At 63.2% G+C, this 24836-nt stretch carries 20 protein-coding genes and 1 tRNA gene; 17 read left to right on the top strand and 4 right to left on the bottom strand.

Translation table 11 applies throughout. The annotated features are described in order from the left end of the window. Window positions 1–18: 18 nt before the first annotated feature. Both K0F86_RS20870 and mutM read right to left on the bottom strand, forming a co-directional pair. Window positions 19–1920, bottom strand: coding sequence for a dynamin family protein (locus K0F86_RS20870; RefSeq protein ID WP_219136122.1), 1902 nt, complete (start codon window positions 1918–1920; stop codon window positions 19–21). Between the two features lie 30 nt (window positions 1921–1950). Next, window positions 1951–2787: a bifunctional DNA-formamidopyrimidine glycosylase/DNA-(apurinic or apyrimidinic site) lyase gene (gene mutM / locus K0F86_RS20875; RefSeq protein ID WP_219136123.1), complete on the bottom strand. Its 837-nt coding sequence runs from the start codon at window positions 2785–2787 to the stop codon at window positions 1951–1953. A gap of 166 nt (window positions 2788–2953) precedes the next feature. Here mutM and K0F86_RS20880 point away from each other — a divergent pair, with 166 nt between their 5' ends. The 8 genes from K0F86_RS20880 (at window position 2954) to ychF (ending at window position 10385) form a co-directional block, all read left to right on the top strand. Next, the gene (locus tag K0F86_RS20880; protein ID WP_219136124.1) at window positions 2954–4744 is read left to right on the top strand and encodes a tetratricopeptide repeat protein; all 1791 of its coding nucleotides are present in this window, start codon (window positions 2954–2956) and stop codon (window positions 4742–4744) included. A gap of 62 nt (window positions 4745–4806) precedes the next feature. Further along, the gene (locus tag K0F86_RS20885) at window positions 4807–5457 is read left to right on the top strand and encodes an outer membrane lipoprotein LolB (RefSeq protein WP_219136125.1); all 651 of its coding nucleotides are present in this window, start codon (window positions 4807–4809) and stop codon (window positions 5455–5457) included. Continuing rightward, entirely contained in the window at window positions 5454–6338 is an 885-nt protein-coding gene (gene ispE, locus K0F86_RS20890; RefSeq protein WP_219136126.1) for a 4-(cytidine 5'-diphospho)-2-C-methyl-D-erythritol kinase, read from the top strand. Before K0F86_RS20885 ends, ispE begins: the two co-directional genes overlap by 4 nt. 79 nt (window positions 6339–6417) lie before the next feature. Beyond that, window positions 6418–6494 (top strand) — tRNA-Gln (locus K0F86_RS20895). Window positions 6495–6644: 150 nt separating this feature from the next. Further along, entirely contained in the window at window positions 6645–7595 is a 951-nt protein-coding gene (locus K0F86_RS20900; RefSeq protein ID WP_034753270.1) for a ribose-phosphate pyrophosphokinase, read from the top strand. A 171-nt stretch (window positions 7596–7766) separates the two neighbouring features. Further along, the gene (locus K0F86_RS20905; RefSeq protein ID WP_219136127.1) at window positions 7767–8378 is read left to right on the top strand and encodes a 50S ribosomal protein L25/general stress protein Ctc; all 612 of its coding nucleotides are present in this window, start codon (window positions 7767–7769) and stop codon (window positions 8376–8378) included. A 115-nt stretch (window positions 8379–8493) separates the two neighbouring features. Further along, the gene (gene pth, locus K0F86_RS20910) at window positions 8494–9078 is read left to right on the top strand and encodes an aminoacyl-tRNA hydrolase (RefSeq protein WP_071079737.1); all 585 of its coding nucleotides are present in this window, start codon (window positions 8494–8496) and stop codon (window positions 9076–9078) included. 215 nt (window positions 9079–9293) lie between these two features. Next, entirely contained in the window at window positions 9294–10385 is a 1092-nt protein-coding gene (gene ychF, locus K0F86_RS20915) for a redox-regulated ATPase YchF (protein ID WP_219136128.1), read from the top strand. 70 nt (window positions 10386–10455) lie between these two features. Here the strand turns inward: ychF and K0F86_RS20920 are convergent, their stop codons facing one another. Further along, a complete protein-coding gene (locus tag K0F86_RS20920) occupies window positions 10456–12168 on the bottom strand; it encodes an ATP-binding protein (protein ID WP_219136129.1) in 1713 nt (570 codons plus the stop codon). 473 nt (window positions 12169–12641) lie between these two features. Here K0F86_RS20920 and K0F86_RS20925 point away from each other — a divergent pair, with 473 nt between their 5' ends. The 9 genes from K0F86_RS20925 (at window position 12642) to K0F86_RS20965 (ending at window position 23986) form a co-directional block, all read left to right on the top strand. Next, window positions 12642–13160, top strand: a complete 519-nt coding sequence (locus tag K0F86_RS20925; protein WP_219136130.1) for a sigma-70 family RNA polymerase sigma factor — start codon at window positions 12642–12644, stop codon at window positions 13158–13160. A 3-nt stretch (window positions 13161–13163) separates the two neighbouring features. Further along, window positions 13164–14144: a FecR domain-containing protein gene (locus K0F86_RS20930; RefSeq protein WP_219136131.1), complete on the top strand. Its 981-nt coding sequence runs from the start codon at window positions 13164–13166 to the stop codon at window positions 14142–14144. A gap of 103 nt (window positions 14145–14247) precedes the next feature. Continuing rightward, window positions 14248–16014, top strand: a complete 1767-nt coding sequence (locus K0F86_RS20935) for an ABC transporter ATP-binding protein (protein ID WP_219136132.1) — start codon at window positions 14248–14250, stop codon at window positions 16012–16014. Then, a complete protein-coding gene (locus K0F86_RS20940) occupies window positions 16008–17762 on the top strand; it encodes an ABC transporter ATP-binding protein (RefSeq protein ID WP_219136133.1) in 1755 nt (584 codons plus the stop codon). Before K0F86_RS20935 ends, K0F86_RS20940 begins: the two co-directional genes overlap by 7 nt. Before the next feature lie 13 nt (window positions 17763–17775). Further along, window positions 17776–18732, top strand: coding sequence for an ABC transporter permease (locus K0F86_RS20945; RefSeq protein ID WP_257572278.1), 957 nt, complete (start codon window positions 17776–17778; stop codon window positions 18730–18732). Beyond that, window positions 18729–19679 carry an iron chelate uptake ABC transporter family permease subunit gene (locus tag K0F86_RS20950; protein ID WP_219136135.1) on the top strand — a complete coding sequence of 317 codons (951 nt, stop codon included), beginning with the start codon at window positions 18729–18731 and terminating at the stop codon, window positions 19677–19679. The genes K0F86_RS20945 and K0F86_RS20950 overlap by 4 nt, the downstream gene beginning before the upstream one ends. Continuing rightward, entirely contained in the window at window positions 19676–20446 is a 771-nt protein-coding gene (locus K0F86_RS20955; protein WP_219136136.1) for an ABC transporter ATP-binding protein, read from the top strand. The genes K0F86_RS20950 and K0F86_RS20955 overlap by 4 nt, the downstream gene beginning before the upstream one ends. Window position 20447: 1 nt before the next feature. Continuing rightward, window positions 20448–21431, top strand: a complete 984-nt coding sequence (locus tag K0F86_RS20960) for a siderophore ABC transporter substrate-binding protein (protein ID WP_374197309.1) — start codon at window positions 20448–20450, stop codon at window positions 21429–21431. A 119-nt stretch (window positions 21432–21550) separates the two neighbouring features. Next, the gene (locus K0F86_RS20965) at window positions 21551–23986 is read left to right on the top strand and encodes a TonB-dependent receptor (protein WP_257572280.1); all 2436 of its coding nucleotides are present in this window, start codon (window positions 21551–21553) and stop codon (window positions 23984–23986) included. Window positions 23987–23991: 5 nt separating this feature from the next. Here K0F86_RS20965 and K0F86_RS20970 read toward each other — a convergent pair whose 3' ends face one another. After that, entirely contained in the window at window positions 23992–24828 is an 837-nt protein-coding gene (locus tag K0F86_RS20970) for a MipA/OmpV family protein (protein ID WP_219136138.1), read from the bottom strand. Window positions 24829–24836: the final 8 nt, after the last annotated feature.

Raw genomic sequence — 24836 nt, forward strand, 5'->3', positions numbered from 1 at the left:
GGATGGTGCTGATGTTGCTCAGTCAGCGCTGGCCGCGCGCAAGGCGGCCAGCAATTGCGCCAGCTGCGCCTTGTCGCGTTCGAGCGCCGCCAGGCTCGCCTCGAAGCCGGCGATTTTCTGTTCCAGGCTGCCCGTGGCGTCGTGGATGCGCTGGATCGAGGCAAAGCGCAGTTTCAGCTGTTCCTTGTACTCGACGATCTGCGCTTCGAGCGGCGCCATGATGACTTTCAGCCAGGCGCTGGCGTCGTCGTTGGCGTTGGTGAAACTGCGGCGCACGCGCGAGGCGATGGTGTCGAAGAATTTTTCCATCAGCACGACGCGGCTGGTGGTCAGCAGGGTCGCCGTGCCGAATTGTTTATGGTAGACGGCTTCGATGTCGGCGATCTCCTGGCGGTAGCGGGCCAGCGAAAATGGCATCGGCAAGGCCAGCGCCAGGCCGTGTTCGGAGGCGAATTTGCGGTACATCACGTTCATCATTTCCGTGATCTCGGCCGTCTTGCCTTCCGAACGGTCCAGGTTACTGGCGATGCGCTCGAAATACTGGCGCACGGCTTCGCGCAGGCCCGTGAAAAAGCGGCTGCGCTGCATGGCCGCGCGCACGCCATCGATATCGTCGCGCACGATGTCCATGCCCAGGCTCGTGTACAGCTCCGTCGACAGCCGCGTAAATACGGCGCGCGTCGCTTGCAGCTTGAACAGGCTGCTGTCGAATTCCTTCTTCTCGATATCGATGCGCCGCATCATGTGGGCGATCACGCTCTGGTTCTTGCCGCGCAGGCTGTGCAGCTCGTGCAGCTGCTCGGCGATGCCGCGCGCGCGGGCCGCCGCCTGCACCTGCTGCGCCGCTTCGATGGCGTCCAGGTCGAACGCCAGCTGGCGCCGGATGATGTCCTTGCGCGCGGGGATCAGCTCCTCGAACAGGGCCGTCTCCAGCGCCTGCAGGCGGCTCTTTTCCAGCAGCGCCATATCGTGGTTGATCTTGCCCACCAGGGCCTTTTGCGCCGAGACGGGAAACACCTGGCCGGCGTCCAGCGTCAACAGATGCGCCACGCTGGCCTGCTGGCGTTCGATCGCCAGCGCCACCTCGGCGTCGCCGCGCAATTCATCCCACATGCTGTCGATCTTGTTGAGCACCACCAGGCGCCCGGCGCCGGCGCCGATATGGTTGCGCCATACCTCGATGTCGCTGCGCGTGACGCCCGTGTCGGCCGCCAGGATGAACAGCACCGCGTGCGCATTCGGGATCAGGTTCAGGGTCAGTTCCGGTTCCGTGCCGATGGCGTTCAGGCCGGGCGTATCGAGGATGACCAGGCCCTGTTTCAGCAGCGGATGGGGGAAGTTGATGATGGCGTGGCGCCACATGGAAATTTCCACCTGGCCGTCCTCGTCGAGCATGGCGGGAGCGTCCGCATCGTCGGCGTCGTACAGGCCGTAGCGCGCCGCTTCTTCCACGCTGACTTTTTTCGTCAGGCTGACCTGGCGGATGGCTTCCTGCATGTCGTCGCCCGCATCGATGTTCAGGGGCAGGACGGTCCAGGCGGCGGGCAGCTCGCGATAGTCGCTGGTCGACAGGTTGTGCGCGCGCGTCTCGATGGGCAGCAGCCGGATCGATGGCGGCCAGGCCGCGTCGTACAGCAGCTCGGTGGGGCACATGGTGGTGCGGCCCGCGCCCGAGGGCAGGATGCGCTGGCCATAGCCGGCAAAGAAGATGGCGTTGATCAGCTCGGATTTGCCGCGCGAGAATTCCGCCACGAAGGCGACAGATAAACGGTCATCGAGCAGGCGGGAGCCACAGCGCGCCAGGCGCAGCGCGGAGGCGCCGTCGACCAGGCCCGCCGCGCTGGCGGCTTGCCGGTAGGCCTGCAAGGCGGCCTGCACGTCCTGCCGCCATGCGCTGTATTGTTCCAGGTCTCTGACCATCTGGCTCCCTCCGTGAGTGTGTGAGCGTGGTTACTTTTGACAATTCACGCAGTAAAACGTGGAACGCTGTCCCTGCACGATTTGCCGGATCGGCGCGCCGCACACGCGGCAGGGCTTGCCCGCGCGGTTGTACGTGAAATACGTCTGCTGGAAGTAGCCGGACTGGCCGTTCACGCCGATGAAGTCGCGCAGGGTGCTGCCGCCCTGCACGATGGCTTCGGCCAGCACGTCGCGGATCGCTTGCGCCAGTTTCTCATAGCGCGCCAGGCCGATGCGCCGGGCCGGCGTCTTCGGGTTGATCCCTGCGCGGAACAGGCTTTCGGAACAATAGATATTGCCCACGCCGACGACGATGTCGCCCGCCATCAGTACCTGCTTGATGCTGGTGCCCTTGTTGCGCGTTTTTTCGAACAGCAGCTGGCCCGTGAAGCCGCCTTCCAGCGGTTCCGTGCCCAGGCCGCGCAGCAGCGCGTGGCCATCGAGCGGGCCGTCCGCCTCGTCGTGCCACAGCACGGCGCCGAAGCGGCGCGGGTCCGTCATGCGCAGCACCTGGCTGCCGCCGTCCGCGTCTTCCACGATCAAATCAAAATGGTCGTGTTTTTGCGCCTCCGTCCCCGTCGGCAGCACGCGCAAATGGCCCGACATGCCCAGGTGGATGATCAAGGTGCCGTGGCGGAAGTGGATCAGCAGGTATTTGCCGCGCCGCCCCGTCAGGCCGATGGTTTGCCCGGACAGTTGCTCGCCCAGGGCAGGGGGGAAGGGCCAGCGCAGGCCGTCGCGGCGCAGCACGACGGCGCGCACGGCGCGGCCCTCGATGTGGGGCGCGACACCGCGCCGTGTGACTTCGACTTCTGGCAATTCTGGCATAGGGCTCGAATGGTTGAAAACCGGGTAAAAACAGGCGGGTTGCAGGCCGATGGCTGGTCCGGGCCGGCCACGCCGTCACGACGTATATATTTCGTTACATACGTGAAGTACGCGATAGCCGCGTTGGGCGTAGAATCAAACTTTGCCGTTTAGCCAGGATCAGCCTTTGAAAAACGCTTTCGCCATTGTAACCTTGTCCGCCCTGATGGCCACGCATGCCATGGCACAGACGCCTGTCGCCCCCGCCGATGCCGCGGCCGGCCCCTCTGCGGCCGCGCCCGTCGCGCCGCAGGAGCCGGACGCCACCTCCAAGGAGGGGGCCGGCGGCGGCGAACTGCCGAAGGTCGAACTGAGCAGCGACTTGCTGTACAAGCTGACCAAGGCCGAGATGGAATTCAAGAGCGGCCAGTGGCAAGGGCCGTACGTGACGATGATGGTGGCGGCGCAGCAGACGCGCGACCCGCGCCTGGCGCGCCGCGCTTCCGAAATGGCGCTGGCCGCCAAGCAGGGTAGCGAAGCGCTGGCGGCCATCCGCCTGTGGCGCGAGCTGGCGCCTGACTCGGACGAGGCGACGCAGTTCTTCCTCGGCTTTGTCGTGTTGACGGACAAGATCGAAGAAGCGGAACCGATTTTCGCCGAACGCCTGGCCAATGCGCCGCAAGGCGCACGCGGCGTGGCCCTGTTCCAGATGCAGCAGATTTTGTCGCGCTCGAATGACAAGCTGTATGCCTATTCGATGGTGACGCGCCTGGTGCAGCCCTACCTGGACATGTTTGAAGCGCACCTGGTGCTGGCGCAGGGCGCCCTGTCGATCGGCGAGCGTGAACGCGCCATCGGCGAAGCGAACAAGGCGCTGGCCATCAAGCCGAACTCCGAGCTGGCCGTGCTGACCCTGGCGCAGGTGACGGGCGAGCCCGAGGCGGCGGGCAAGGTGCTGGCCGCTTTCCTGCAAAAGAATCCGGACGCCGTCGAAGTGCGCGGCGCGTATGCGCGCCTGCTGGTCGAACAAAAACAGCTGGAGCCGGCGCGCGACCAGTTCCTGCTGCTGCTGAAAAGCGCGCCCGATAACGTGGGCGCCCTGTATGCGCTCGGCATCGTGGCGCTGCAGCTGGAAGACACCAAGGGCGCGGAGCAGTACTTCAAGCGCTTCCTGGCCGTGCTCGAAAAATCCCCTGGCGACACGCGCGATCCGTTCAAGGCCCTGATGATTTTGTCGCAGATCGCCGAGACGCGCGGCGACACGGCCGGCGCCATCGCCTGGCTGGACAAGGTTGATAATAGTGCCTCGGCCGGCTATGTCGAGGCGCGCTTGCGCCGCGCCCAGCTGATCGCCCGTGGCGGCAATCTCGATGCGGCCCGCAAGGCGCTGACGGAAATCGAAACGGACGATCCGGCAAGCCAGGCGCAGGTGCTGCTGGTCGACGCGCAATTCCTGCGCGACGCCGGCTATGTGCAAAGCGCCTACACGGTGCTGGAAAACGCCTTGCTGCGCTTCCCCGACAATCCGGAACTGCTGTATGACTACGCCTTGCTGGCCGAGCGCCTGGATAAACTCGATCTGATGGAGGCCAGCCTGCGCCGCGTGATGGCGCTGGCGCCCGACAACCAGCATGCGTATAACGCCCTGGGCTACTCGCTGGCCGAGCGCGGTATCCGCCTGCCGGAAGCCCATGCGCTGATCGAAAAAGCCTTGCAGATGGCGCCGGGTGATCCGTTCATCATGGACAGCATGGGCTGGGTGCAGTTCCGCATGGGCAACTTGGCTGCCGCGGAAAACGCCTTGCGCCGCGCCTATGCCGTGCGCAGCGATCCGGAAATCGCCGTCCACCTGGGCGAAGTGCTGTGGCAGAAGGGCGACAAGGATGAAGCGCAAAAACTGTGGCGCGATGCGCGAAGCAAGGACCCGAAAAACGATGCGCTGAAAAGCACCCTGGCGCGCTTGAATGTCAGTCTGTGATTGAATCGATTAACTCCACTATAAAAAAACCAGCGCCATGGCGCTGGTTTTTCCTTTTGCCCATGTCTAAACATCTCCTGCCCCTGACTGTCCTGTGCCTGTCCCTCTCGGCCTGCTCGACCTTGAGTTCCCCATTCTCGTCCGGCACCGCGCCATCCGCTCAAACCGTCGCTCCGTACCGCGAACAGGTGGAGCTGACGGGCCGCTTGAACGTGGTGTACCAGAAGGATGACAAGCCCGAATCGGCGACCGTCAATTTCAACTGGCAGCAGACGGCGCAGCGCACGGACGTGACCCTGTATTCGCCCGTCGGCAGCACGCTGGCGACGATTGCCGTCACGCCGCGGCAGGCCGTGTTGACGCAAAGCGGCAAGGCGCCGCGCAGCGCGCCCGATGTCGATACCCTGAGCGCGCAGATGCTGGGCTGGTCCTTGCCCGTGTCGGGCTTGCGCGACTGGCTGCAAGGCTATGCCGTGGGCGCCGATGGCAAGCGCTTTGTCGCTTCGCCCGCCAACGACAGCGTGACCACCAAGGACGGCTGGCGTTTGCGCTATGTGTCGTGGCAAGAAGTAGGGCAAAATGCGGGCGAAAATGTACCGGGCGCCTTGCCCCAACCGCGGCGTATCGATGCCGAACGCAATGCCAGCGCGCAGGCCGATGCCGTCTCGCTGCGCATCGTGCTCGATCCCGCCCCTTCCGCACCTGCACCATGACACTGACGACCCTGAACAATTGCCCGGCACCGGCCAAGCTGAACTTATTTCTACACGTCAACGGCCGCCGCGCCGATGGCTACCATCTGCTGCAGACGGTGTTCCAGTTGCTCGATCATGGCGACACCCTGCACTTCGCGCTGCGCGACGACACGGCGATTGTCCGCGTGACGGAACTGGCCGGCGTGCCACAGGAGCAGGACCTGATCATCCGCGCCGCGACATTGCTGCAGGCGGAGGTGCTGCGCCGCAAGGGCGCCTTGCCGCGCGGCGTCGATATCGCTATCGATAAAGTGTTGCCCATGGGCGGCGGGCTGGGGGGCGGCTCGTCCGACGCGGCCACGGCGTTGATGGCGTTGAACCGTTTGTGGCAAGCGGGCTTGACGCGCGAGGAATTGATGGCGCTGGGCTTGCCGCTGGGTGCCGATATCCCGTTTTTCATCTTTGGCGAGAATGCCTTTGCCGAAGGCGTGGGCGAGGCCTTGCAGCCTGTCGCCACGCCAGAATGCTGGTATGTGGTGATCGAGCCGGGCGTGCAAGTGCCCACCGCCGCAATTTTTTGCGCGGAAGGCTTGACGAGAAATACCGAACCCGTCACAATAGCGGACTTTTCCAGGTACCTCGCAGAAGGAAACGATGCGGGCGGGTTTGGTAAGAATGATTTACAGCAAGTAGCATGCAGTCTTTTCAAGCCGGTAGCAGATGCGGTAGAATGGCTGGGTGCTTACGGTGAGGCCAGGATGACTGGTTCCGGTGCTTGTGTGTTTAGTGCGTTTGGCAGTCAGGAAGAAGCGGATGCGGTGCTCGGCAATGTGCCACCAGTCTGGGTCGCCTGGAAGGCAAAAGCGCTGAGTCGCCACCCGATGCTCACCATGTTGTAGAGAGCAAAAAAAAGATTTTGCTTAGCGTCAAATAGTCGGTATAATACTGGCCAACATGACGGCAAGCAGTCAGTAACGTAGGGGAATCGCCAAGCTGGTTAAGGCACTGGATTTTGATTCCAGCATGCGAAGGTTCGAATCCTTCTTCCCCTGCCACCATTTCACCGTAGTCTGTCGATGCGAAGTTAGCGTCCAGTGCGGGAAAAAGCAGATATGTCGCCACGCGGCATATTCTAAACAATGACTGACCGGGCCTATGCCCGGTTAGTGCTTTTCAAGACTTCTTTATCACCTCTTGGGACTCCCATGGCTTACGAAAACCTGATGGTTTTTACCGGCAACGCGAATCCAGCGTTGGCAGAGGGGGTCGCAAAAAACCTCGGCATTCCTCTCGGTAAAGCAAACGTTTCGAAATTCTCCGACGGCGAAGTAATGGTCGAGATTAACGAAAACGTGCGCGGCAAGGATGTTTTTGTTTTGCAATCCACCTGTGCTCCAACCAACGACAGCCTGATGGAAATCATGCTGATGGTTGATGCCTTGAAACGTGCTTCCGCTGGCCGCATCACCGCCGCGATTCCTTACTTCGGCTACGCCCGCCAAGACCGTCGTCCCCGCTCCGCGCGTGTGGCGATTTCGGCCAAGGTGGTGGCGAACATGCTGGAAGAAGCCGGTGTCGAGCGCGTCCTGATCATGGACTTGCACGCTGACCAGATTCAAGGTTTCTTCGATATCCCAGTCGACAATATTTACGCTTCGCCAATTTTGCTGGGTGACCTGCAAAAGAAAAACTACCAGGATCTGCTGGTGGTGTCGCCGGACGTCGGCGGTGTGGTACGTGCGCGCGCCCTGGCAAAACGCCTGGGCTGCGACCTGGCCATCATCGACAAGCGCCGTCCAAAAGCGAACGTGTCCGAAGTGATGAACATCATCGGTGAAGTCGAAGGCCGCAACTGCGTGATCATGGATGACATGGTCGACACGGCAGGCACCCTGACCAAGGCTGCCGAAGTGCTCAAAGAGCGCGGCGCGAAAAAAGTCGTGGCGTATTGCACGCACGCGGTGCTGTCGGGCCCGGCGATCGACCGTATTTCGGCTTCGCCACTCGATGAGCTGGTCGTGACCGATACGATCCCCCTGTCCGAAGCGGCCCTAGCCTGCGGCAAGATCCGTCAATTGACGTGCGCGCCGCTGCTGGCCGAGACGTTCAAACGCATCATCAAGGGTGACTCCGTCATCTCGCTGTTCATCGATTAATTCGATACAGTCGATAGAAACAGACGTAATGCCTGCGGCGCGACCGGCTTTTTGCCTGTTGCGCCGCAGTGTTTTAGTTTTCGGGGTGCATCTGCACCCATTTCCGAAGATTCCTGGTCGCGGGAATCTTCATAACACAAGGCGCAAGCCTTGTTCTTCTTGGAGTTTCACATGAAAGTTATCGCATTTAAACGCGAATTGCAAGGTTCCGGAGCGAGCCGCCGCCTGCGCATTTCCGGCCAAACCCCTGGTATCGTCTACGGTGGCGCTGAAGCCCCGGTGCTGATCTCGCTGGATCACAACGCCCTGTACCACGCGTTGAAAAAAGAAGTGTTCCACTCGTCGATCCTGGATCTGGAAATCGATGGCGTTTCCCAGCAAGTTCTGTTGCGCGACTTCCAAGTCCACGCATACAAACAACTGGTCCTGCACGCTGACTTCCAGCGCGTTGACTCGAAGCAAGCTATCCACGTGAAAGTTGCTCTGCACTTCACGAACGCTGACGTTTCGCCAGCAGTCAAACTGCACGGCGCGACCATCAGCCACGTAGCCAACGAAATCGAAGTTTCGTGCCTGCCAGGCCAACTGCCAGAATTCATCAACGTTGACCTGTCGAACATCGACGTCGGTCACTCGCTGCACATCGGCGACCTGGTCCTGCCAGCTGGCGTGACCGCTGTCACCCACGGCGCCAACCTGACCATCGCTACCGCTTCGGTACCGGCTGGCCACGTTGCTGCTGAAGCTGAAGCCGCTGCTGTTGTTGAAGCCGACAAGAAGTAATTTTGCCGCCGCAGCAATGCGGTAGTTGCAAGGAAAAACCCGCCAGGTTCGCCGCGCGGGTTTTTTTCTGCCTGTTTTCACCGATAATGTTTTCTTTTTCATTGCAGACACAGCCATGCCCATACGCCTGATCGTCGGTCTCGGCAACCCGGGACCCGAATACGAACAAACGCGCCACAATGCCGGTTTCTGGCTGGTGGACAATCTTGCCAACAGCTTGCCCGGCACGCGCTTGCAGCGCGATTCGCGCTATAACGCCATGCTGGCAAAAACGTCGATCGCCGGCAAGGAAGTCTGGCTGCTCGAACCGCTGACCTTCATGAACCGCTCGGGCCAGTCCGTGGGCGCGCTGGCGCGCTTTTTCAAGATCGCCGCCGATGAAGTGCTGGTCGTGCACGACGAGCTCGACTTGATGCCCGGCATTGCGCGCCTGAAGAAAGGTGGCTCGGCCGGCGGCCACAATGGCTTGAAAGACATTACGGCCGCGCTGGGCACGCAGGATTACTGGCGCTTGCGCCTGGGCATCGGTCACCCGCGCACCCTGAGCCTGCAGCAGCAGGTGGCCGACTTCGTGCTGCACCGGCCGCGCCGCGAAGACCAGGAACTGATCGAGCAAGCCATTGAGAAATCCTTGCAGGTCATGCCGCAGATCGTCGAAGGCAAGTTCGAGGCGGCGACCATGAAGCTGCATACGGCTTGAGAACAGGGCCTGATGGCGTCACGATACGGCTGTTTTGGCGTCATTTGCCCATCATCGGGCTTTTGAAGCGCGCCTGTCAGGGGTACAATTGACCCCTTGAAATGCAGCACACGCACCATTCCCGGAAAACGGCGAGCGATAGCTCCGTTTTCCCTAACAGCACGGCAAGCACGCCGATAGACGGCGCCATGTGCTTTGATTATTAAAGGTTTTCCATGAGTCTCCAATGCGGTATCGTCGGCTTGCCGAACGTCGGCAAGTCCACCCTGTTCAATGCACTGACGAAAGCCGGCATCCCGGCTGAAAACTATCCGTTCTGCACCATCGAACCGAACGTCGGCGTCGTCGAAGTGCCGGATCCACGCATGGATGCGCTGGCCGCCATCGTCAAGCCGGAACGCACGGTCAACGCCATCGTGGAATTCGTCGACATCGCCGGCCTGGTGGCTGGCGCATCGAAGGGCGAGGGCCTGGGCAACCAGTTCTTGTCGCACATCCGCGAAACGGACGCTATCGTCAACGTCGTTCGCTGTTTCGAAGATGACAACGTCATCCACGTGGCCGGCAAGATCAGCCCGCTCGACGATATCGAAGTCATCCAGACCGAACTGGCGCTGGCCGACATGGGCACCGTGGAAAAAGCGATTCATCGCGAAAACAAGAAAGCCCGCTCGGGCGACAAGGACGCGGCCAAGCTGCTGGCCATCATGGAACGCATGATGCCTTACCTGAATGACGCCAAGCCGGTGCGCGCGATGGGTCTGGACGCCGACGAAATGGAACTGATCAAGCCGTTGTGCCTGATCACGGCCAAGCCAGCCATGTTCGTCGCCAACGTCTCCGACACGGGCTTTACCAACAACCCGCTGCTGGACCAGCTGACCACCTACGCGCAATCGCAAAACGCGCCCATCGTCGCCATCTGCGCATCGATGGAAGCGGAAATCGCCGATCTGGATGCCGCCGACAAGGGCGCTTTCCTGGCTGACATGGGTCTGGAAGAGCCCGGCCTGGACCGCCTGATCCGCAGCGCCTACAAGCTGCTGGGCCTGCAAACCTACTTCACGGCGGGCGTGAAGGAAGTACGCGCCTGGACCATCCATGTAGGCGACACGGCACCGCAAGCGGCCGGCGTGATCCACACCGACTTCGAACGCGGCTTCATCCGCGCGCAAACCATCGCCTATGACGACTTCATCGCCTACAAGGGCGAAGCCGGTGCCAAGGAAGCGGGCAAGATGCGCGCCGAAGGCAAGGAATACGTGGTCAAGGATGGTGACGTGCTGAACTTCCTGTTCAACGTCTGATTGTCTGGCAGATAAAAAAAAACCTCGCGGCGTGCGAGGTTTTTTTACTTCTGGCGCATCGCCAGGCAGGCTAGCGCGTCCCCACGCCTTTTGGCGCGGCTGCCGCCAGGCTCAGCGCCGTGTCAAGCGCCTCCATGAACTCGGGTACGTTGATGGGCTTGGTCAAATAGCGCAGGAAGCCGGCATCGAGGCCCTTGCGGATGTCGCGCGGCAGGGCGTTGGCTGACAAGGCGATGACGGGAATGTGCGCTGTCAGCGGATCGACGCGCAGCAAGCCCATGACCTCGGTGCCGCTGATGCCGGGCAGGTTGATGTCCATCAGGATCAGGTCGGGCTGATGCTGGCGCGCCAGCGCGATGCCCAGGTGTCCATCGACGGCGCTGAGCATGCCCAGGTCGCTGCGTCGGGCGATCAGCTGCTCGACCAGGATCAGATTGGCCGGATTGTCTTCCACATACAGTACCTTGCGGCAAGGTGCATCGCAGGACGTCTCGCCCGACGGTTCCCGGTCCAGGTCTGCCGCATGCGTGCCGAGCAGCAGTTCGGGAGCAGACGAGGCCGCCAGTTCGATCCAGAACAGCGTGCCGACACCGATTTCGCTCTCCACCCCCAGCGTACCACCCATCAGTTCGACCAGTTGCTTGGTCACGACGAGGCCGATGCCGGTACCTTCCTCGACGCCGGCTTCCTGTCCCAGCCGGTTAAATGGCTGGAACAATTGCGCCAGTTGTTCGCTACGCAAGCCATTACCCGTATCGCGCACGCTCAGGCGCACCCGATCGCCATGCGGTTTGCATTCCACCAGCACGCTGCCGCCCGTGCGGTTGTATTTGATCGCGTTCGACAGCAGATTGATGACCACCTGTTTGACGCGCGTCAGGTCGGCATGCACGTAGAACGGCTGGTCGAGCGAAGGGAAGGACAGCGTGATATTGCGTTTTTGCGCTTGCGGCATGATCATGGCGCGGCAGTCGCGCAAGACATCCGTGAGCGCCATCGCCTCGCGCGACATGGCGACCCGCCCCGATTCGATCATCGACAGGTCGAGAATTTCATTGATCAGGCGTAGCAGATACCAGCCGCCGTTGAGGATCTGGTCCAGCGAGCGTTGCTGGGAGGGGCTGGGCGGCGGCGTGTCCGACGCCATCAGCTGGGCAAAGCCCAGCACCGCATTGAGCGGCGTGCGCAACTCATGGCTCATGCTCGACAGAAATTCCGACTTGGCGCGGTTGGCCTTGTCGGCTTGCGCACGCGCATTTTCCAGTTCGACGCTATTGTCGCTCAGCACGCGATTGAGCAGCTCGCGCTCCTGTTCCGCATGCTTGCGTACGGTATTGTCGGTGCCGATCAGCAGATAGCCGATGATGGCCTCGTCCGCATCGCGCAGCGCCGTCACCGAGACGATCGCGGGGAAGCGGCTGCCATCCTTGCGCACATATGTCAGCTCATAACTGTCTTCGATGCCGCGCGACGCCTTGTAGACCAGCGCCTCAAAACCGGGCGCGATCAGCGTACCGAGTTCTTGCGAGAGGGCGGCGGCGCGGGTGATGACCTCGGCCGGATCGGATATGCCGGCCGGCGTAATCTGGTCGATCACCTCGTCTGCCTGATAGCCCAGCATGCGCTCGGCACCGACATTGAATAATTGGATCACACCCTGTGCATCGGTGGCGATGCAGGAAAAATAGGGGCTGTTGAAGATGGCTTCCTGCAGTACTCCCGCTTTCAGGAGCGCAGGCTGGGCTGCGCGTGCGGCGGTACCGGCGCGGTGAATGTCGTTCATGCTTACTGCCCTTGGTTCGCAACGGCCGCTTCCGGTCGGATAGGGCTGGCTGCATATTGTTGAGCGACAGGCGCTGTGGTCTTGTGAAAGACGCTGCTGTCTGTGTTGCTAAACCACATGACAAAGGATATTTTAGCAAATTTCCTTCCCATCGCCGCGTGCATCACGCGGACAAGATGGACGGCCTGGCGTGGGCAGTCAGTTGCACCAGAGCCATGCGTTTTTTGCGCAGCGTTTGGGGCCGCTTGCCCCGCTGGCATGGTGCGTGCTGCTGGCGGCCGTACTGTACGTCTGCCGGCCTTCGCTGTGGGCCGCCTTCAGGCTGCTCAGGCCGGTCAAACAACAGCACTGACAGCGTTTGCTGCCCGCAGCCGTATTGCGCTTTCCTCGTCACTCCGCGTACAATGAGAATAATTCTCATTTATAATCCGATGCGCCTGTTCTTGCCGGCCGTTGGCGACAGGAAGGGTATCGTGAGCACCGCCGAGTTAGCGCTTCAGCAGCAAGTCAGCAGTCTGTACACCGACCACCATGGCTGGCTGCGGGGCTTGTTGCGCCGAAAGCTCGGCAATGCCTTCGATGCGGCCGACCTGGCGCACGACGTGTACCTGCACCTGATGAAGACGGGCAGGGTACCGCCTGCCGGGGAGTCGCGCCGTCACCTGACGCAGATCGCCAACGGCATGGTCATCGACCTGTACCGCCGCCGCCAGATCGAAGCGGCTTACCTGGAAGTGCTGGCCCAGGTGCCCGAAGCGCTGGCGCCGTCCGAGGAAGAGCGCGCCCTGGTGCTGGAAGCGCTGGCGGAAATCGACGCCGTGCTGCACCGGCTGCCGGCCAAGGCGCGCCAGGCCTTGCTGCTGTGCAAACTCGACGGCATGAGTTACCGCGACATCGCCGCCGAACTGCAAGTATCTGTTTCGTCCGTCGAAAAATACATCGCCGCCGGCTTGCTGGCCTGCTACCAGGCCTTGCATGGGCAGGATGCCTGAGCCATGGACGTGCTGATTGCGCCCGCCATCGTTCAGCAGGCTGCCCGGTGGATGGCGCGCCTGTGGTCCGATGACGCCAGTGACGAGGACCAGGCCGAGTGCGCCCGCTGGCGCGCCGCCCATCCGCACCACGACCTCGCCTGGCAGCGCCTGCAAGCGTTCGAAGGCAAGCTGCACAGCGTGCCGCGCGAGGTGGCCCGCCATGCACTGCGCGAGCCGGCCTGCGCCGCCTACCTGAACCGCCGCCGCGCCCTGAAGTTGCTGGCCGTGCTGTTGCCCGTGGGCGGCATGCTGTATGCGGCGCGCGGCACGGATGCCTGGCAAGTGGCCATGGCAGGCCACGCTACGGAGAAAGGGGAAATTCGCGAAATCATGTTGCCTGACGGCACGCGCGTGATGCTCGCTTCCGCTTCCGCCATCGACGTGCGCTTCGATGCCAGCGAACGCCTGCTGATCCTGCGGGCAGGGGAAATCCTCGTCACCACGGCGCACGATCCCGATCCGGCGCAGCGGCCTTTCCGCGTGCAGGGCCGCCACGGCACGGTGCGGGCCCTGGGCACGCGTTTTACTTTGCGGCAAGACGAACACACGTCGCGCGTCGCCGTCTTCGAGGGCGCCGTCGAGGTGCGCCTCGCGCATGCGCCGGAGCGGCCCGTGCGCATCGCCACGGGCCAGGGCGCCGTCTTCTCGGCCGACATCGTGCAGTCTGGCGCGCCTGCCTCCGCCAGCGCCGCAGCCTGGACGAAGGGCGTGCTGGTGGCCGACAACATGCGCCTCGATGCCCTGCTTGCCGAACTGTCCCGCTACCGTCCGGGCCTGCTGCGCTGCGACCCGGCTGTGGCCGGCTTGACCGTCAACGGCGTGTTTTCCTTGCGCGATACGGACCGCGCGCTGCACAACCTGGCGCTGGCCTTGCCGGTGCAGATCGTTGCGCGCACGCGCTACTGGGTGACGGTGCAAGCCATCCGCCAGGCCGCTGCCTGATAATTTCGCTCGCGTGATTGAGGGTTTTGCATTTTCGTTCGGGATATAGGGTAAGAGCCACCCTTATCCATTGAAATTATGCACGTTCCCCCCCGTTTTCTCCATGAGTAGCCCAAGCCGCCAAGCCGGCCCGATCAGCCGGATACTGCTCCCCATCCGCGGACGGCTGATCGTCGCCGCCATGCTCGCCGGCACCGGTTCCATGCTCACCTTGGTACCGCTGGCGGGCATCGCGCACATCGCGCACATCGCCCTGGACCCTGCGCTGGCGCAAGGTGATCTTTGGCCCACCATCATCGCCAGCGTCGCTTGCCTGTTTGCCGGCATGGCGCTGATGTCGCTGGGCGAGCTGGCCGCCCACCTGGCCGACAACCGCCTCACCCACCAGTTGCGCCTGCAAGCCATGCAGCGCCTGGGGCAAGTACCGCTGGGCTGGTTCACCAGCCGGGCCTCTGGCGAGGTCAAGCAGGCGATGCAGGATGACATCAACACCCTGCACAGCCTCACTGCCCATTTTTATACGACGACGGGACGCGCCGTCGGCGCCATCGCTATTTCGGTGGTGTACCTGTTCGCCATGGACTGGCGCCTGGCCATCGTCGCGATATTGCCGTTTCCCGGCTTTTTCCTGTTCTTTGGCCGGGCCATGAAGGCCAGCGGAAGCAATATGGAACAATTTGTCGCCGGCATGGGGCGCATCAACAATGCCGTGGTGGAGTTCGTCAACGGCATTCCCGTGGTCAAGGCCTTCGGCGCCACGGGCCGCGCGCATGGCAGCTACCGCGCGGCCGTCGACGCTTTTGCCGACGCGTTTTCTGCCTTCACTCGTCCGCTGGTCGGTTCCATGGCGAACGCCAACGCGCTGATCGCGCCCGTGGCCGTGCTGGGCGTGGTGGTGCTTGCCGGCACCGTCTTCGTGGCGCTGGACTGGATGGCGCCCGTCGATATCCTGCCGTTCGCCCTGGTGGCGCCCGGCATTTCCGCACCGATGCTGCTGTTGCATTACCTGACGCATGACCTCAACAATGCCACCGGCGCGGCCCAACGCGTGCAAGCCTTGCTCGATACGCCCGTGCTGGCGCAGCCGGGGCCGGATGTGCAGCAATTGCCGAACGGCACCGAGATCCGCGTCGAACACGTCGCTTACGCTTACGACGGACAGAACAAGGTGCTGTCGGACATCAGTTTCACTTTGCAAGCTGGCACGGTGACGGCCATCGTCGGCGCCTCCGGTTCCGGCAAGTCGACCCTGGCGCGCCTGCTGCTGCGCTTTTTCGACCCGAGCGAGGGGCGCATCACCCTGGGCGGCGTCGACCTGCGCCACATCGCCACGCCCGAGCTGTACCGGCGCGTCGGTTTCGTGCTGCAGGAAGTGCGATTGATCCACGCCAGCGTGCGCGAGAACATTGCACTGGGGCGGCCATCGGCCAGCAGCGACGAGGTTGAGGAAGCGGCGCGCCTGGCGAACATCCACGAACGCATCCTGGCCTTGCCGCGCGGCTACGATTCCGTGATCGGCGAGGATGCGCAACTGTCCGGCGGCGAGCTACAGCGCGTGAGCATCGCCCGCGCCGTGCTGCTCGATCCAAGCGTGCTGGTGCTCGATGAAGCCACGGCGGCGGCCGATGCGGAAAACGAGGTGGCGATCCAGGACGCGCTGTCGCGCTTTGCCCGGGGCCGCACCCTGCTGGTGATCGCGCACCGGCTCGATACCATCATGCACGCCGACCACATCATCGTCGTCGAGAACGGCGTCATCGTCGAGCAGGGCAGCCATGCTGGATTGCTCGCAGACAAGGGCCGCTACGCGCAACTGTGGGCGCTGGGCGGTTACCAGGATACCGAGGAAGAGGCGACCCCGTCATGCTGAAGACTTTCATACAATTGCTGGGCGATGATGCGCCTGTCTTCCGCCGCTACTGTGCCATGGCCGTCGCGTATGGCGTGCTCAGCGGGCTGACGATCACCGCGCTGGTGCTGGCGCTGGGCCGGCTGCTGGCTGGTGACACGGGCGGCGCGGCCCTGTGGTTGCTGGTGCTGCTGGCCGGGCTGGTCGCTTGCTGGGGCTGGCGGCGCCAGGTGGAAAAGGCGGGCGTGCGCGTGGGCGTGACGGTGCTGCAAGGGGCGCGCCAGCGCCTGGGCGACCATGTGGCGCGCCTGCCCGTCGGCTGGTTCACGCCGGACAACACGGCGAAGCTGGGCCACGTCATCACGCAGGGCATGATGAACGTGGCGCAACTGCCGGCCCACGTGCTCACGCCCGTGATTTGCGGCGCCGTCACGCCCCTGGTGCTGGTGGCCGCGCTGTTCGCGCTGCACTGGCAGCTGGGCGTCATGGCGCTGCTGGCGCTGCCCCTGCTGGCGGGCGCCTTGCGGCTCACGGCGCACCTGGGCCAGCGCGCCGACGACGCCTACCACCGGCATTTTGCCCAGACCAGCCAGCGCCTGGTGGAGTTTGCGCAAGCGCAGTCCGTCTTGCGCGCTTTCAGCGGCGACGGTACGCGTTTTTTGCGGCAAGCCATCGACGGGCAGCGCCATGCGGGCTCGCGGCTGATTTATCTGTCGGCCTTGTCGTCGGTGCTCAACGCCTGGGCCGTGCAAGCCATCTTCGCCGCCTTGCTGGCCGCCGCCGCGCTGTGGCTGCAGGGCCTGCTGGGTGCGGCAGCCGCTGCGGGTGACGCTATTTCTGTCATCGTGGCACTGCTGCTGGTGGTGCGCTTTGTCGACCCGCTGCAGGAAGTGGCCAGCTATGGCGAAGTGCTGCGCGGCGCGCGGGGGCCGCTCGACGCGGCGCGCGATATTTTCGCCGTGCAGCCTTTGCCGGAAGCTCCAGCGCCGCAAGCGCCGCGCGATGGTGCCGTCGAGCTGCGCGGCGTAGCTTTCCGCTATGCACAGGACCAGCCTGACATATTGACGGACATCAATCTGCAGATTGCACCGGGCAGCATGACGGCGCTGATCGGCGCTTCCGGCTCCGGCAAGACGACGTTAGTACGCCTGATCGCGCGTTTCTTCGACGCCAGCCAGGGTAGCGTGCTGGTGGGCGGTGTCGATGTGTGCGACATGTCCAGCGAGCAATTGGCCGGGCAGATCAGCCAGATATTTCAGGACAGTTATCTGTTCCACGGCAGCATCGGCGACAACATCCGCATAGGCAAGCCGGACGCGACCGATGCCGAAGTACTGGATGCGGCGCGCCAGGCGGGCGTGGCCGAGATCATCGCCCGCCTGCCGCAGGGACTCGATACCCCGGTGGGCGAGGGCGGCGCGCGCCTGTCCGGTGGCGAGCGCCAGCGCATTGCGATTGCCCGCGCGCTGATCAAGGATGCGCCGATTTTGCTGGTCGACGAAGCGACAGCCGCGCTCGATGCGGAAAACCAGGCCGCCATCGCCGAGGCGCTGGCGCGGCTGCGCGGCAAGCGCACGGTGATCGTCATCGCCCACCAGCTATCGACGGTGGCCATGGCCGACCAGATCGTCGTGCTCGATGGCGGCACGATCCGCGAGCAGGGCGCGCCAGCCACCTTGCGCGCACGGAACGGCCTGTATGCGCACTTCCTGGCCCAGCGCCAGGCGGCCAAGGGCTGGCGCATCGCCTGCGCCGCGCCGCAGCAATGAACGGGATGACGATTTGACACAAGCGCGTCTGCTGTTCCTGTTCTTGATCCTGTGTTGCGCCTCGCTGTTGGTCGGTGCCAGGCACATCGCCTGGACGCAGCTGTTTGCGCTGTCCGACGCGCTGTCCGCTGATGCATGGCTGACCCTCACGGCCAGCCGCCTGCCGCGCCTGGCGGCGCTGGTGCTGACGGGTGTGGGCCTGTCCGTCTGCGGTGTCATCCTGCAGCACATCGTGCGCAACAAATTCGTCGAGCCGGCCACCTCGGGCGGCCTCGACGCGGCCAAGCTGGGCATTCTCGTGTCGCTGACCGTGGCGCCCGCAGCGGGCACGGCGGGCAAGATGGCGTTCGCGCTGGCCTTTTGCTTTGCCGCCAGCTTGCTGTATGTGGCGCTGATCCGCCGCATCCGCTTCAAGAACACGATACTGGTGCCCGTCATCGGCCTCGTGTATGGCGGCGTGCTCAGTGCCGTGGCCGAGTTTTATGCCTACCGCAACAACATCCTGCAAAGCATGCAGGGCTGGCTGCTCGGCGATTTCTCGCGCATCGTGCAGGGCAACTATGAAATCATTTATCTGATCTTGCCCATCGTTGCCGTCACGTATCTGTACGCGCAACGCTTTACCGTGCTGGGCATGGGCGAGGGGATGGCCACCAGCCTCGGCCTGAACTATGCGGGCACGGTGGCGCTGGGCCTGATGCTGGTGGCCGTCACGGTGGCGGCCACGGTGATCACGGTAGGGGCGATTCCGTTTGTCGGGCTGGCCATTCCGAACCTGGTGGCTTTGCGCCATGGCGACAACCTGAGCCGCACCCTGCCCATCGTGGCCCTGTGCGGCGCCTCGCTGCTGCTGGCCTGCGACATCGCCGGGCGCTTGCTGATCTACCCGTTCGAGGTGCCGATCGGCCTGACGGCAGGGGGCGTGGGCGGCCTGCTGTGCCTCATATTGATCATCCGGGGGCGGCGATGAAGCGGCTATTCAAGCAGCGGACGCTGTGGCTGGTCGTGTTTGCCCTGGCGCTGGCCTTTCTCTTCCTCGGCGCGAATTTTGACTTCGATTACATCATCCCCAAGCGCATCTCTCGCCTGGCCGCCATTGCCATCGGCGGCGTCTGCGTGGCCGTGTCGTCCATTATTTTTCAGACCATCGCCGGCAACCGGATATTGACGCCGGCCGTCATGGGCTACGAAGCCGTGTACCTGCTGCTGCAGTCGCTGCTGATCCTGGCGATGGGCATGCACAATGTGGTGCTGCTGGGACACAACGGCAATTTTGTCGTGTCGATCGCGCTGATGCTGGCCTACTCCTGGGCCATCCACTATTGGCTGTTTCGTGATGGTAAGAACAACGTGTATTTCCTGTTGCTGCTGGGATTCGTGCTGACGATGGTGATTGCTACGTTCACGCAGTTCATCCAGCTGCGCATCAGCCCGGGCGAATTTGCCATCTTGCAAGGATTCAGCCAGGCATCGTTCAACAAGGCGCAGCCCGCACAATTGTTGACCTCGGCCCTGCTGGTGGGTGCCGCCTGCCTGGCCGTGCTGAAAACCTTGCCGGCGCTCGACGTGCTGGCGCTGGGGCGCGAGCAAGCCATCTCGCTCGGTATCGATTACCGGCGCATGGTGCAGCTGCAACTGGCGCTGATCGCCGTGCTGGTGGCGGTGTCGACGAGTCTGCTGGGTCCGACGGCCTTCATGGGCATCTTTGTAGCGAACACAAGCTATGCCCTGGCCCGCACGGCACGCCATCGCGTCACCTTGCCATTGGGCTGCGCCATCGCCATCACCATCTTCCTGGCCGCCCAGCTTCTGGTCGAGCACGTTTTTAACTACCGGACCACGGTCGGCATCCTCGTCAACCTGGTGTGTGGCGCCTACTTCCTCGCGCTCATGGTCCGCACCCGAGGCACCGCATGATCCACGTCAAACAAATTGAAAAAAGCTACGGCGCCAGGCGCGTGCTGGCCAACGTCAGCACGCAGTTTCCCAAGGGCAAAGTGACATCCTTGATCGGCCCCAACGGCGCCGGCAAGACCACCTTGCTGATGCTCATCGCGCGCCTGCTGGAACCGGGTCAGGGGGAAATTTTGCTTGGCGGGCGCAGCATCGCGGACATTCGCATTGCTGACTATGCACGGCAAGTGGCCACCCTGCGCCAGTCGCCTGATTTCAATCTGCGCCTGACGGTGGAAGAACTGGTCGCCTTCGGCCGCTTCCCCTACAGCCGTGGCACGCTGACGCCGCAGGACCGGCTCGCCATCGACGAGGCCATCGCCTTTTTGTCGCTCGAAGCGCTGCGTGCCGCCTACGTCGATGAGCTGAGCGGCGGCCAGCGCCAGATGGCCTTCCTGGCCATGACGATTGCCCAGCAGACGGACATTTTGCTGCTCGACGAGCCGCTCAACAACCTCGACATGAAACACGCCGTGCAGATCATGCGCGCGCTGCGCCGTCTGTGCGACGAGCAGGGCCGCACCGTGATCCTGGTGATCCACGACATCAACTTCGCCGCCAACTATTCGGACCACATCGTCGCCATGCAGGGCGGCGCCGTGCGCTTTGCTGGCCCCGCGCACGAGGTCGTCACCGAGGAACGCTTGCGCGCCCTGTACGACATCGATTTCCACATCGTGCGCAACGAGCGCGGCTGCGTCTGCAACTACTTTACCCCCACAGGAGCTTGAGATGATCTGCAACCAACCCCGTCTGGCAATCGCCGTGCTGCTCGCCGCCATGGCCGTCTTGCAAGGCTGTACCGACAAGACGGCGAGCGTACCGCCGGCGCCTGCCGCCTCGGCCACACAGCCGGCGTTTTCTCCCATCACCGTCGTGCACAAGCTGGGCACGACGGTGATCGAACAGCGTCCCCGGCGCGTGGCCGTGCTCGACATGAACGAAGTCGATTTCCTCGATCAGCTGGGCGTGCCGGTCGCCGGTATGGTGAAGGAATACGTGCCGCACTTTCTCACCCGCTACAAGGACGACCAGGACATCCGCGACCTGGGCGCCATCGTGCAGCCGAATCTCGAACATATCCACGCGCTCCAGCCCGACCTGGTGTTGATGACCTCGATCCAGGCCAACCATTACCAGGAGCTGAGCCAGATTGCGCCCACCTTGCACTTCGACGTGGATTACCAGAACAGCGAGAGCAAGCACATCGAGGTGGTCAAGCAACACTTGCTGACACTGGGACGTATCTTCGGCAAGGAAGACCTTGCTCGCCAGAAGGCCGCCGAGCTCGATGCCAAGGTGGCGGACGCGCGCAAGGTGACGCAGGACCGTCCCGAGAAGGCGCTGATCGTGCTGCACAACAACGGCGCCTTCAGTGCATTCGGCGTGCAGTCGCGCTACGGCTTCGTCTTCGATGCGCTGGGCGTCAAACCGGCCAGCACGGCCGTCGAAGCGGGCTTGCATGGGCAGCCCATTTCCAGCGAGTTCATCCAGCAAGCCAATCCCGACATCATTTATGTTGTCGACCGTACGGCCGTGATGGAACACCGTCCCGTCATGACGGCCGAACAGATGGCCAATCCGCTCTTGCGCCAGACCAATGCCTGGAAGAATGGCCGTGTCATCTTTGTCGATGCCGATGCCTGGTACATCACGGCAGCCAGCGTGACGTCGCTGAAACGGGTGATCGACGACGTGCTCAAGGGGTATGAATAATATAAGTTATTTTTGTAATGATTCGTATTTGCATTGAGGGTTTTGCCTTTTCGTTCGGGAGATAGGGTGAGAACAAGCAATCATCCCATCTGAAAAGGACTTAACTTATGGCAACACGCATGGCGACACGCCACCTTCCCGCCTTGAACCTGAACCGTATCGCCACTGCCGTGCAACTGGCGCTTGTCACGGGCCTGACCGTGGGGGCGCTGAGCGTGGCGGCCCCGCCGGCCTTTGCGCAAGCGGCGCAAGTCCGGCAAGCGTTCAGCGTGCCGGCCGGTGCACTGGGCCTGGCGCTCAACACCTTTGCTGCCGAGGCAGGCGTCGAACTGACGGTCGATGCAGGTTTGCTGCAGGGCAAGCACAGCGCCGGCCTGTCCGGCAGCTACAGCGTGCCCGAAGGATTTTACGAATTGCTGCGCGGACACGGCTTGCAGGCCGTGCGCGAGGGCAATGGCAGCTACACGCTGCGCCGCGAGCTGGCGCACAGCGCCAGTGCAGAGGCCGCCGCAACCATGCCGGCCGTGACGGTCTGGGGCACAGGCAATACTGTCACCGATGCCTACGCAGGCGGGCAAGTGGCGTCCGGCGGGCGCGTGGGCTTTCTGGGCGACAAGGATTTCATGGAAACCCCGTTCAACACCATCAGCTATACGGATAAATTCATCGAAGACCGGCAAGCGCGCGACATCACCGATGTGATCTCGGCCACCGATCCCACCGTCTTCAGCAGCGGCATGACGGGCATCATCGGCGAGAATTACTCGATACGCGGTTTCAGTTCCGGCACCAGCGACGTCGCGTTCGGCGGGCTGTTCGGCGTCTCGCCCGTGTACCGCACTTCTCCCGAGATGTTCGAACGCATCGAAGTGCTGAAAGGCCCGTCGGCCTTGCTCAACGGCATGCCGCCGGGTGGTTCCGTGGGCGGCAGCATCAATCTGGTGCCCAAGCGCGCGGGCGAGACGCCGCTGGCGCGCGTGACGGCGTCGTATATGTCGGATTCTCAGTTCGGTGGACATGTTGATCTGGGTCAGCGCTTTGGTGAAAACAAGCAATTCGGCATCCGCATCAACGGCGTCTACCGCGACGGCGATGGCGCCATCGAGCATCAGAAAAAGAAGACACAACTTGCGTCCGTAGGACTCGACTGGCGCGGCGTTGGTGCGCGCCTGTCCGCCGACCTGTACAGCAGCGAAGACCGCGCGCGTGGCTTGAACCGTGGTGTCAACCTGGCCGCCGGCCTGCCCGTGCCGCGTCCGCCGAAAGCGGAGACCTTGCTCAATCCCAGCTGGGCCTTCTATGACACGAAGGACAAGGGCGCCATGCTGCGCGGCGAATATGACGTCAACGAACAACTGATGGCGTATACCGCCATCGGCGCCGGCAAGGCCGATTACCAGTCGACGGGCGCCTACCTGATCCAGGTGTTCAATGCGGCCGGCGACTACCGCACGAATCTGGCGGACCTGGGGTTTAAGCTGGAAAAACAATCGGCGGAAGTGGGCGTGAAGGGCAAGTTCCGCACAGCCGGCATCAGCCATCAATGGGCGGCCAACGCCACGTATTATCATCACACGGACCAGCAGTTCGGCCGCAGGAATACCTTGGCGCAAGATTGGATCACGAATATCTACAATCCCGTCTGGGGTCCAGCGACCCGCTTCGAGGCGCCGCAAATTTCGAAGACGGAATTGCGCCTGGCCAGCTATGGTCTGGTCGATACCCTGTCGTTTGCGCAGGATCAAGTGCAACTGACGGTGGGCTTGCGGCGCCAGGAAGTGCTCAACGATAGCTTCAACGTGAAGACGGGCGCGCGAACCTCCCGCTATGACGCCGCTGCCACGACGCCGGCCGTCGCCCTGCTGGTCAAAGCCGCCAGGAACGTTTCGCTGTACGCCAATTACATCGAAGGCTTGAGTCAGGGTGCGACGGCCCCCATGACGGCGGCCAACGCGGGGGAAGTGTTTGCCCCGTATAAATCGAAGCAGATGGAGGCCGGCGTCAAGGTCGACCTGGGCGAATTCGCCCATACGCTTAGCGTGTACGAAATCAAACGTCCCAGCAGCTATGTTGACCCGGTCAGCAATGTCTTTTCCTTTGGCGGCGAGCAGCGCAACCGCGGCGTCGACTGGGGCTTTTTCGGCGCGCCCGTGCGCGACATGCGCCTGATGGGCGGTATCGCCTATGTGGACCCGACCCTGGCCAGGACGGATGACGGCGTCAACCAGGGCAAGCAGGCGGCGGGTGTGCCCAAGCTGCAGGCCAAGCTGGGCGTGGAGTGGGATGCGCCGCCAGTGCCGGGGCTGACCCTGACGGCGAACGCGACGGTGGCATCGAAGCAATACATCAATGAAGACAATTCATTGTCGGTACCGGGCCGCAGCGTATTTGACCTGGGCGCGCGCTACGCCACCCGCGCCGCCGGCCGGCCGTTGACCGTGCGCGCCAGCGTGAGCAACGTGGGCAACAAGGCGTATTGGGCGTTGCCGCAATGGACCAGCCTGGGGCTGGGCGCGCCGCGCACCTTCATGCTGTCGGCCACGACGGACTTTTAAGCCGGCTAGTCATCCGGGCCGCGCGCCAGGCTGCTTGAACGTTGCCACGTCCACATCAGACCGATACCGGCCGAGGTGCCGCTGTTCTGGCGCAGCAGGGGGCTGGCACGGTTGGCGGCGCCTGAGTAGTTGTCGTAGCGCAAAAAGGCAAAGGCGCGCCAGTCCCGGTGTAGCCGGTAGGAACCACCCAGGCCCAGGCGCGTGAGCATCAGCCCGCTTTTTGCCACATACGCCGGACGCTGACCGGTGGCAAAAGCGGGGCTGACGCCATAAAAATAATCGTTGATGGCGGCATTGCCCAGCACGGCGCCCAGGCTGGCGTCGACCTGCCACGCCTGCTGCTTGCCTTGCAGCGCATACACGAGGCGTGGCTCGAATGTGGCGCCCTGGCGGTGCAGGCCGCCGCGCGTTTCGATCACGGCGCGCAAGGGCAGTTCCAGGCCCAGGCGGCTGTGTGGCGTCGGTTCGGCCAGCTTGATTTTCAGGCGCGGGCCAAATTCCACCAGGGTGCCCAGGTCCGGCATGCCGCGCCGGGCCGGCACGTCGCTGGACCTGGCCGGCAAGGACAGGGCGAAACCCACGTCGAACTCCACCCGCTCCGTGTCGAGCAGGCGCGCGCCCACGCCGGAACGATCGGCACGCAGCACTTTCCCGCGATAAATCAAATAGGGCAGGGCCAGGCTGCGCGTCGAGCGCTCGCTGGCGCCGGGATAGGCAGGCGTGACGGCCGTGCCGCCGAAGATGCCCGCTTCCCATAAGGGTAACGCCGGCTCGGCGGCGCATGCGGGTGCGATGCCGGCGAAGAGGGCGGATGTGGCCAGCAGCGTGCGTGTCACTCTCATCGGCACAC

This window comes from Janthinobacterium sp. UMAB-60, from assembly GCF_900095235.1.
Taxonomy (GTDB): domain Bacteria; phylum Pseudomonadota; class Gammaproteobacteria; order Burkholderiales; family Burkholderiaceae_D; genus Janthinobacterium.

Bases quoted from the DNA above. Each gene is read 5' to 3' on its own strand.
- K0F86_RS20965 (WP_257572280.1), top strand. From the start codon at position 21,551: ATGGCGACACGCCACCTTCCCGCCTTGAACCTGAACCGTATCGCCACT.
- K0F86_RS20870 (WP_219136122.1), bottom strand. From the start codon at position 1,920: ATGGTCAGAGACCTGGAACAATACAGCGCATGGCGGCAGGACGTGCAG.
- K0F86_RS20885 (WP_219136125.1), top strand. From the start codon at position 4,807: ATGTCTAAACATCTCCTGCCCCTGACTGTCCTGTGCCTGTCCCTCTCG.
- K0F86_RS20930 (WP_219136131.1), top strand. From the start codon at position 13,164: ATGGACGTGCTGATTGCGCCCGCCATCGTTCAGCAGGCTGCCCGGTGG.
- K0F86_RS20955 (WP_219136136.1), top strand. From the start codon at position 19,676: ATGATCCACGTCAAACAAATTGAAAAAAGCTACGGCGCCAGGCGCGTG.
- K0F86_RS20905 (WP_219136127.1), top strand. From the start codon at position 7,767: ATGAAAGTTATCGCATTTAAACGCGAATTGCAAGGTTCCGGAGCGAGC.
- K0F86_RS20940 (WP_219136133.1), top strand. From the start codon at position 16,008: ATGCTGAAGACTTTCATACAATTGCTGGGCGATGATGCGCCTGTCTTC.
- K0F86_RS20970 (WP_219136138.1), bottom strand. From the start codon at position 24,828: ATGAGAGTGACACGCACGCTGCTGGCCACATCCGCCCTCTTCGCCGGC.
- mutM (WP_219136123.1), bottom strand. From the start codon at position 2,787: ATGCCAGAATTGCCAGAAGTCGAAGTCACACGGCGCGGTGTCGCGCCC.
- K0F86_RS20920 (WP_219136129.1), bottom strand. From the start codon at position 12,168: ATGAACGACATTCACCGCGCCGGTACCGCCGCACGCGCAGCCCAGCCT.
- K0F86_RS20960 (WP_374197309.1), top strand. From the start codon at position 20,448: ATGATCTGCAACCAACCCCGTCTGGCAATCGCCGTGCTGCTCGCCGCC.
- K0F86_RS20935 (WP_219136132.1), top strand. From the start codon at position 14,248: ATGAGTAGCCCAAGCCGCCAAGCCGGCCCGATCAGCCGGATACTGCTC.
- K0F86_RS20950 (WP_219136135.1), top strand. From the start codon at position 18,729: ATGAAGCGGCTATTCAAGCAGCGGACGCTGTGGCTGGTCGTGTTTGCC.
- pth (WP_071079737.1), top strand. From the start codon at position 8,494: ATGCCCATACGCCTGATCGTCGGTCTCGGCAACCCGGGACCCGAATAC.
- K0F86_RS20900 (WP_034753270.1), top strand. From the start codon at position 6,645: ATGGCTTACGAAAACCTGATGGTTTTTACCGGCAACGCGAATCCAGCG.
- ychF (WP_219136128.1), top strand. From the start codon at position 9,294: ATGAGTCTCCAATGCGGTATCGTCGGCTTGCCGAACGTCGGCAAGTCC.
- ispE (WP_219136126.1), top strand. From the start codon at position 5,454: ATGACACTGACGACCCTGAACAATTGCCCGGCACCGGCCAAGCTGAAC.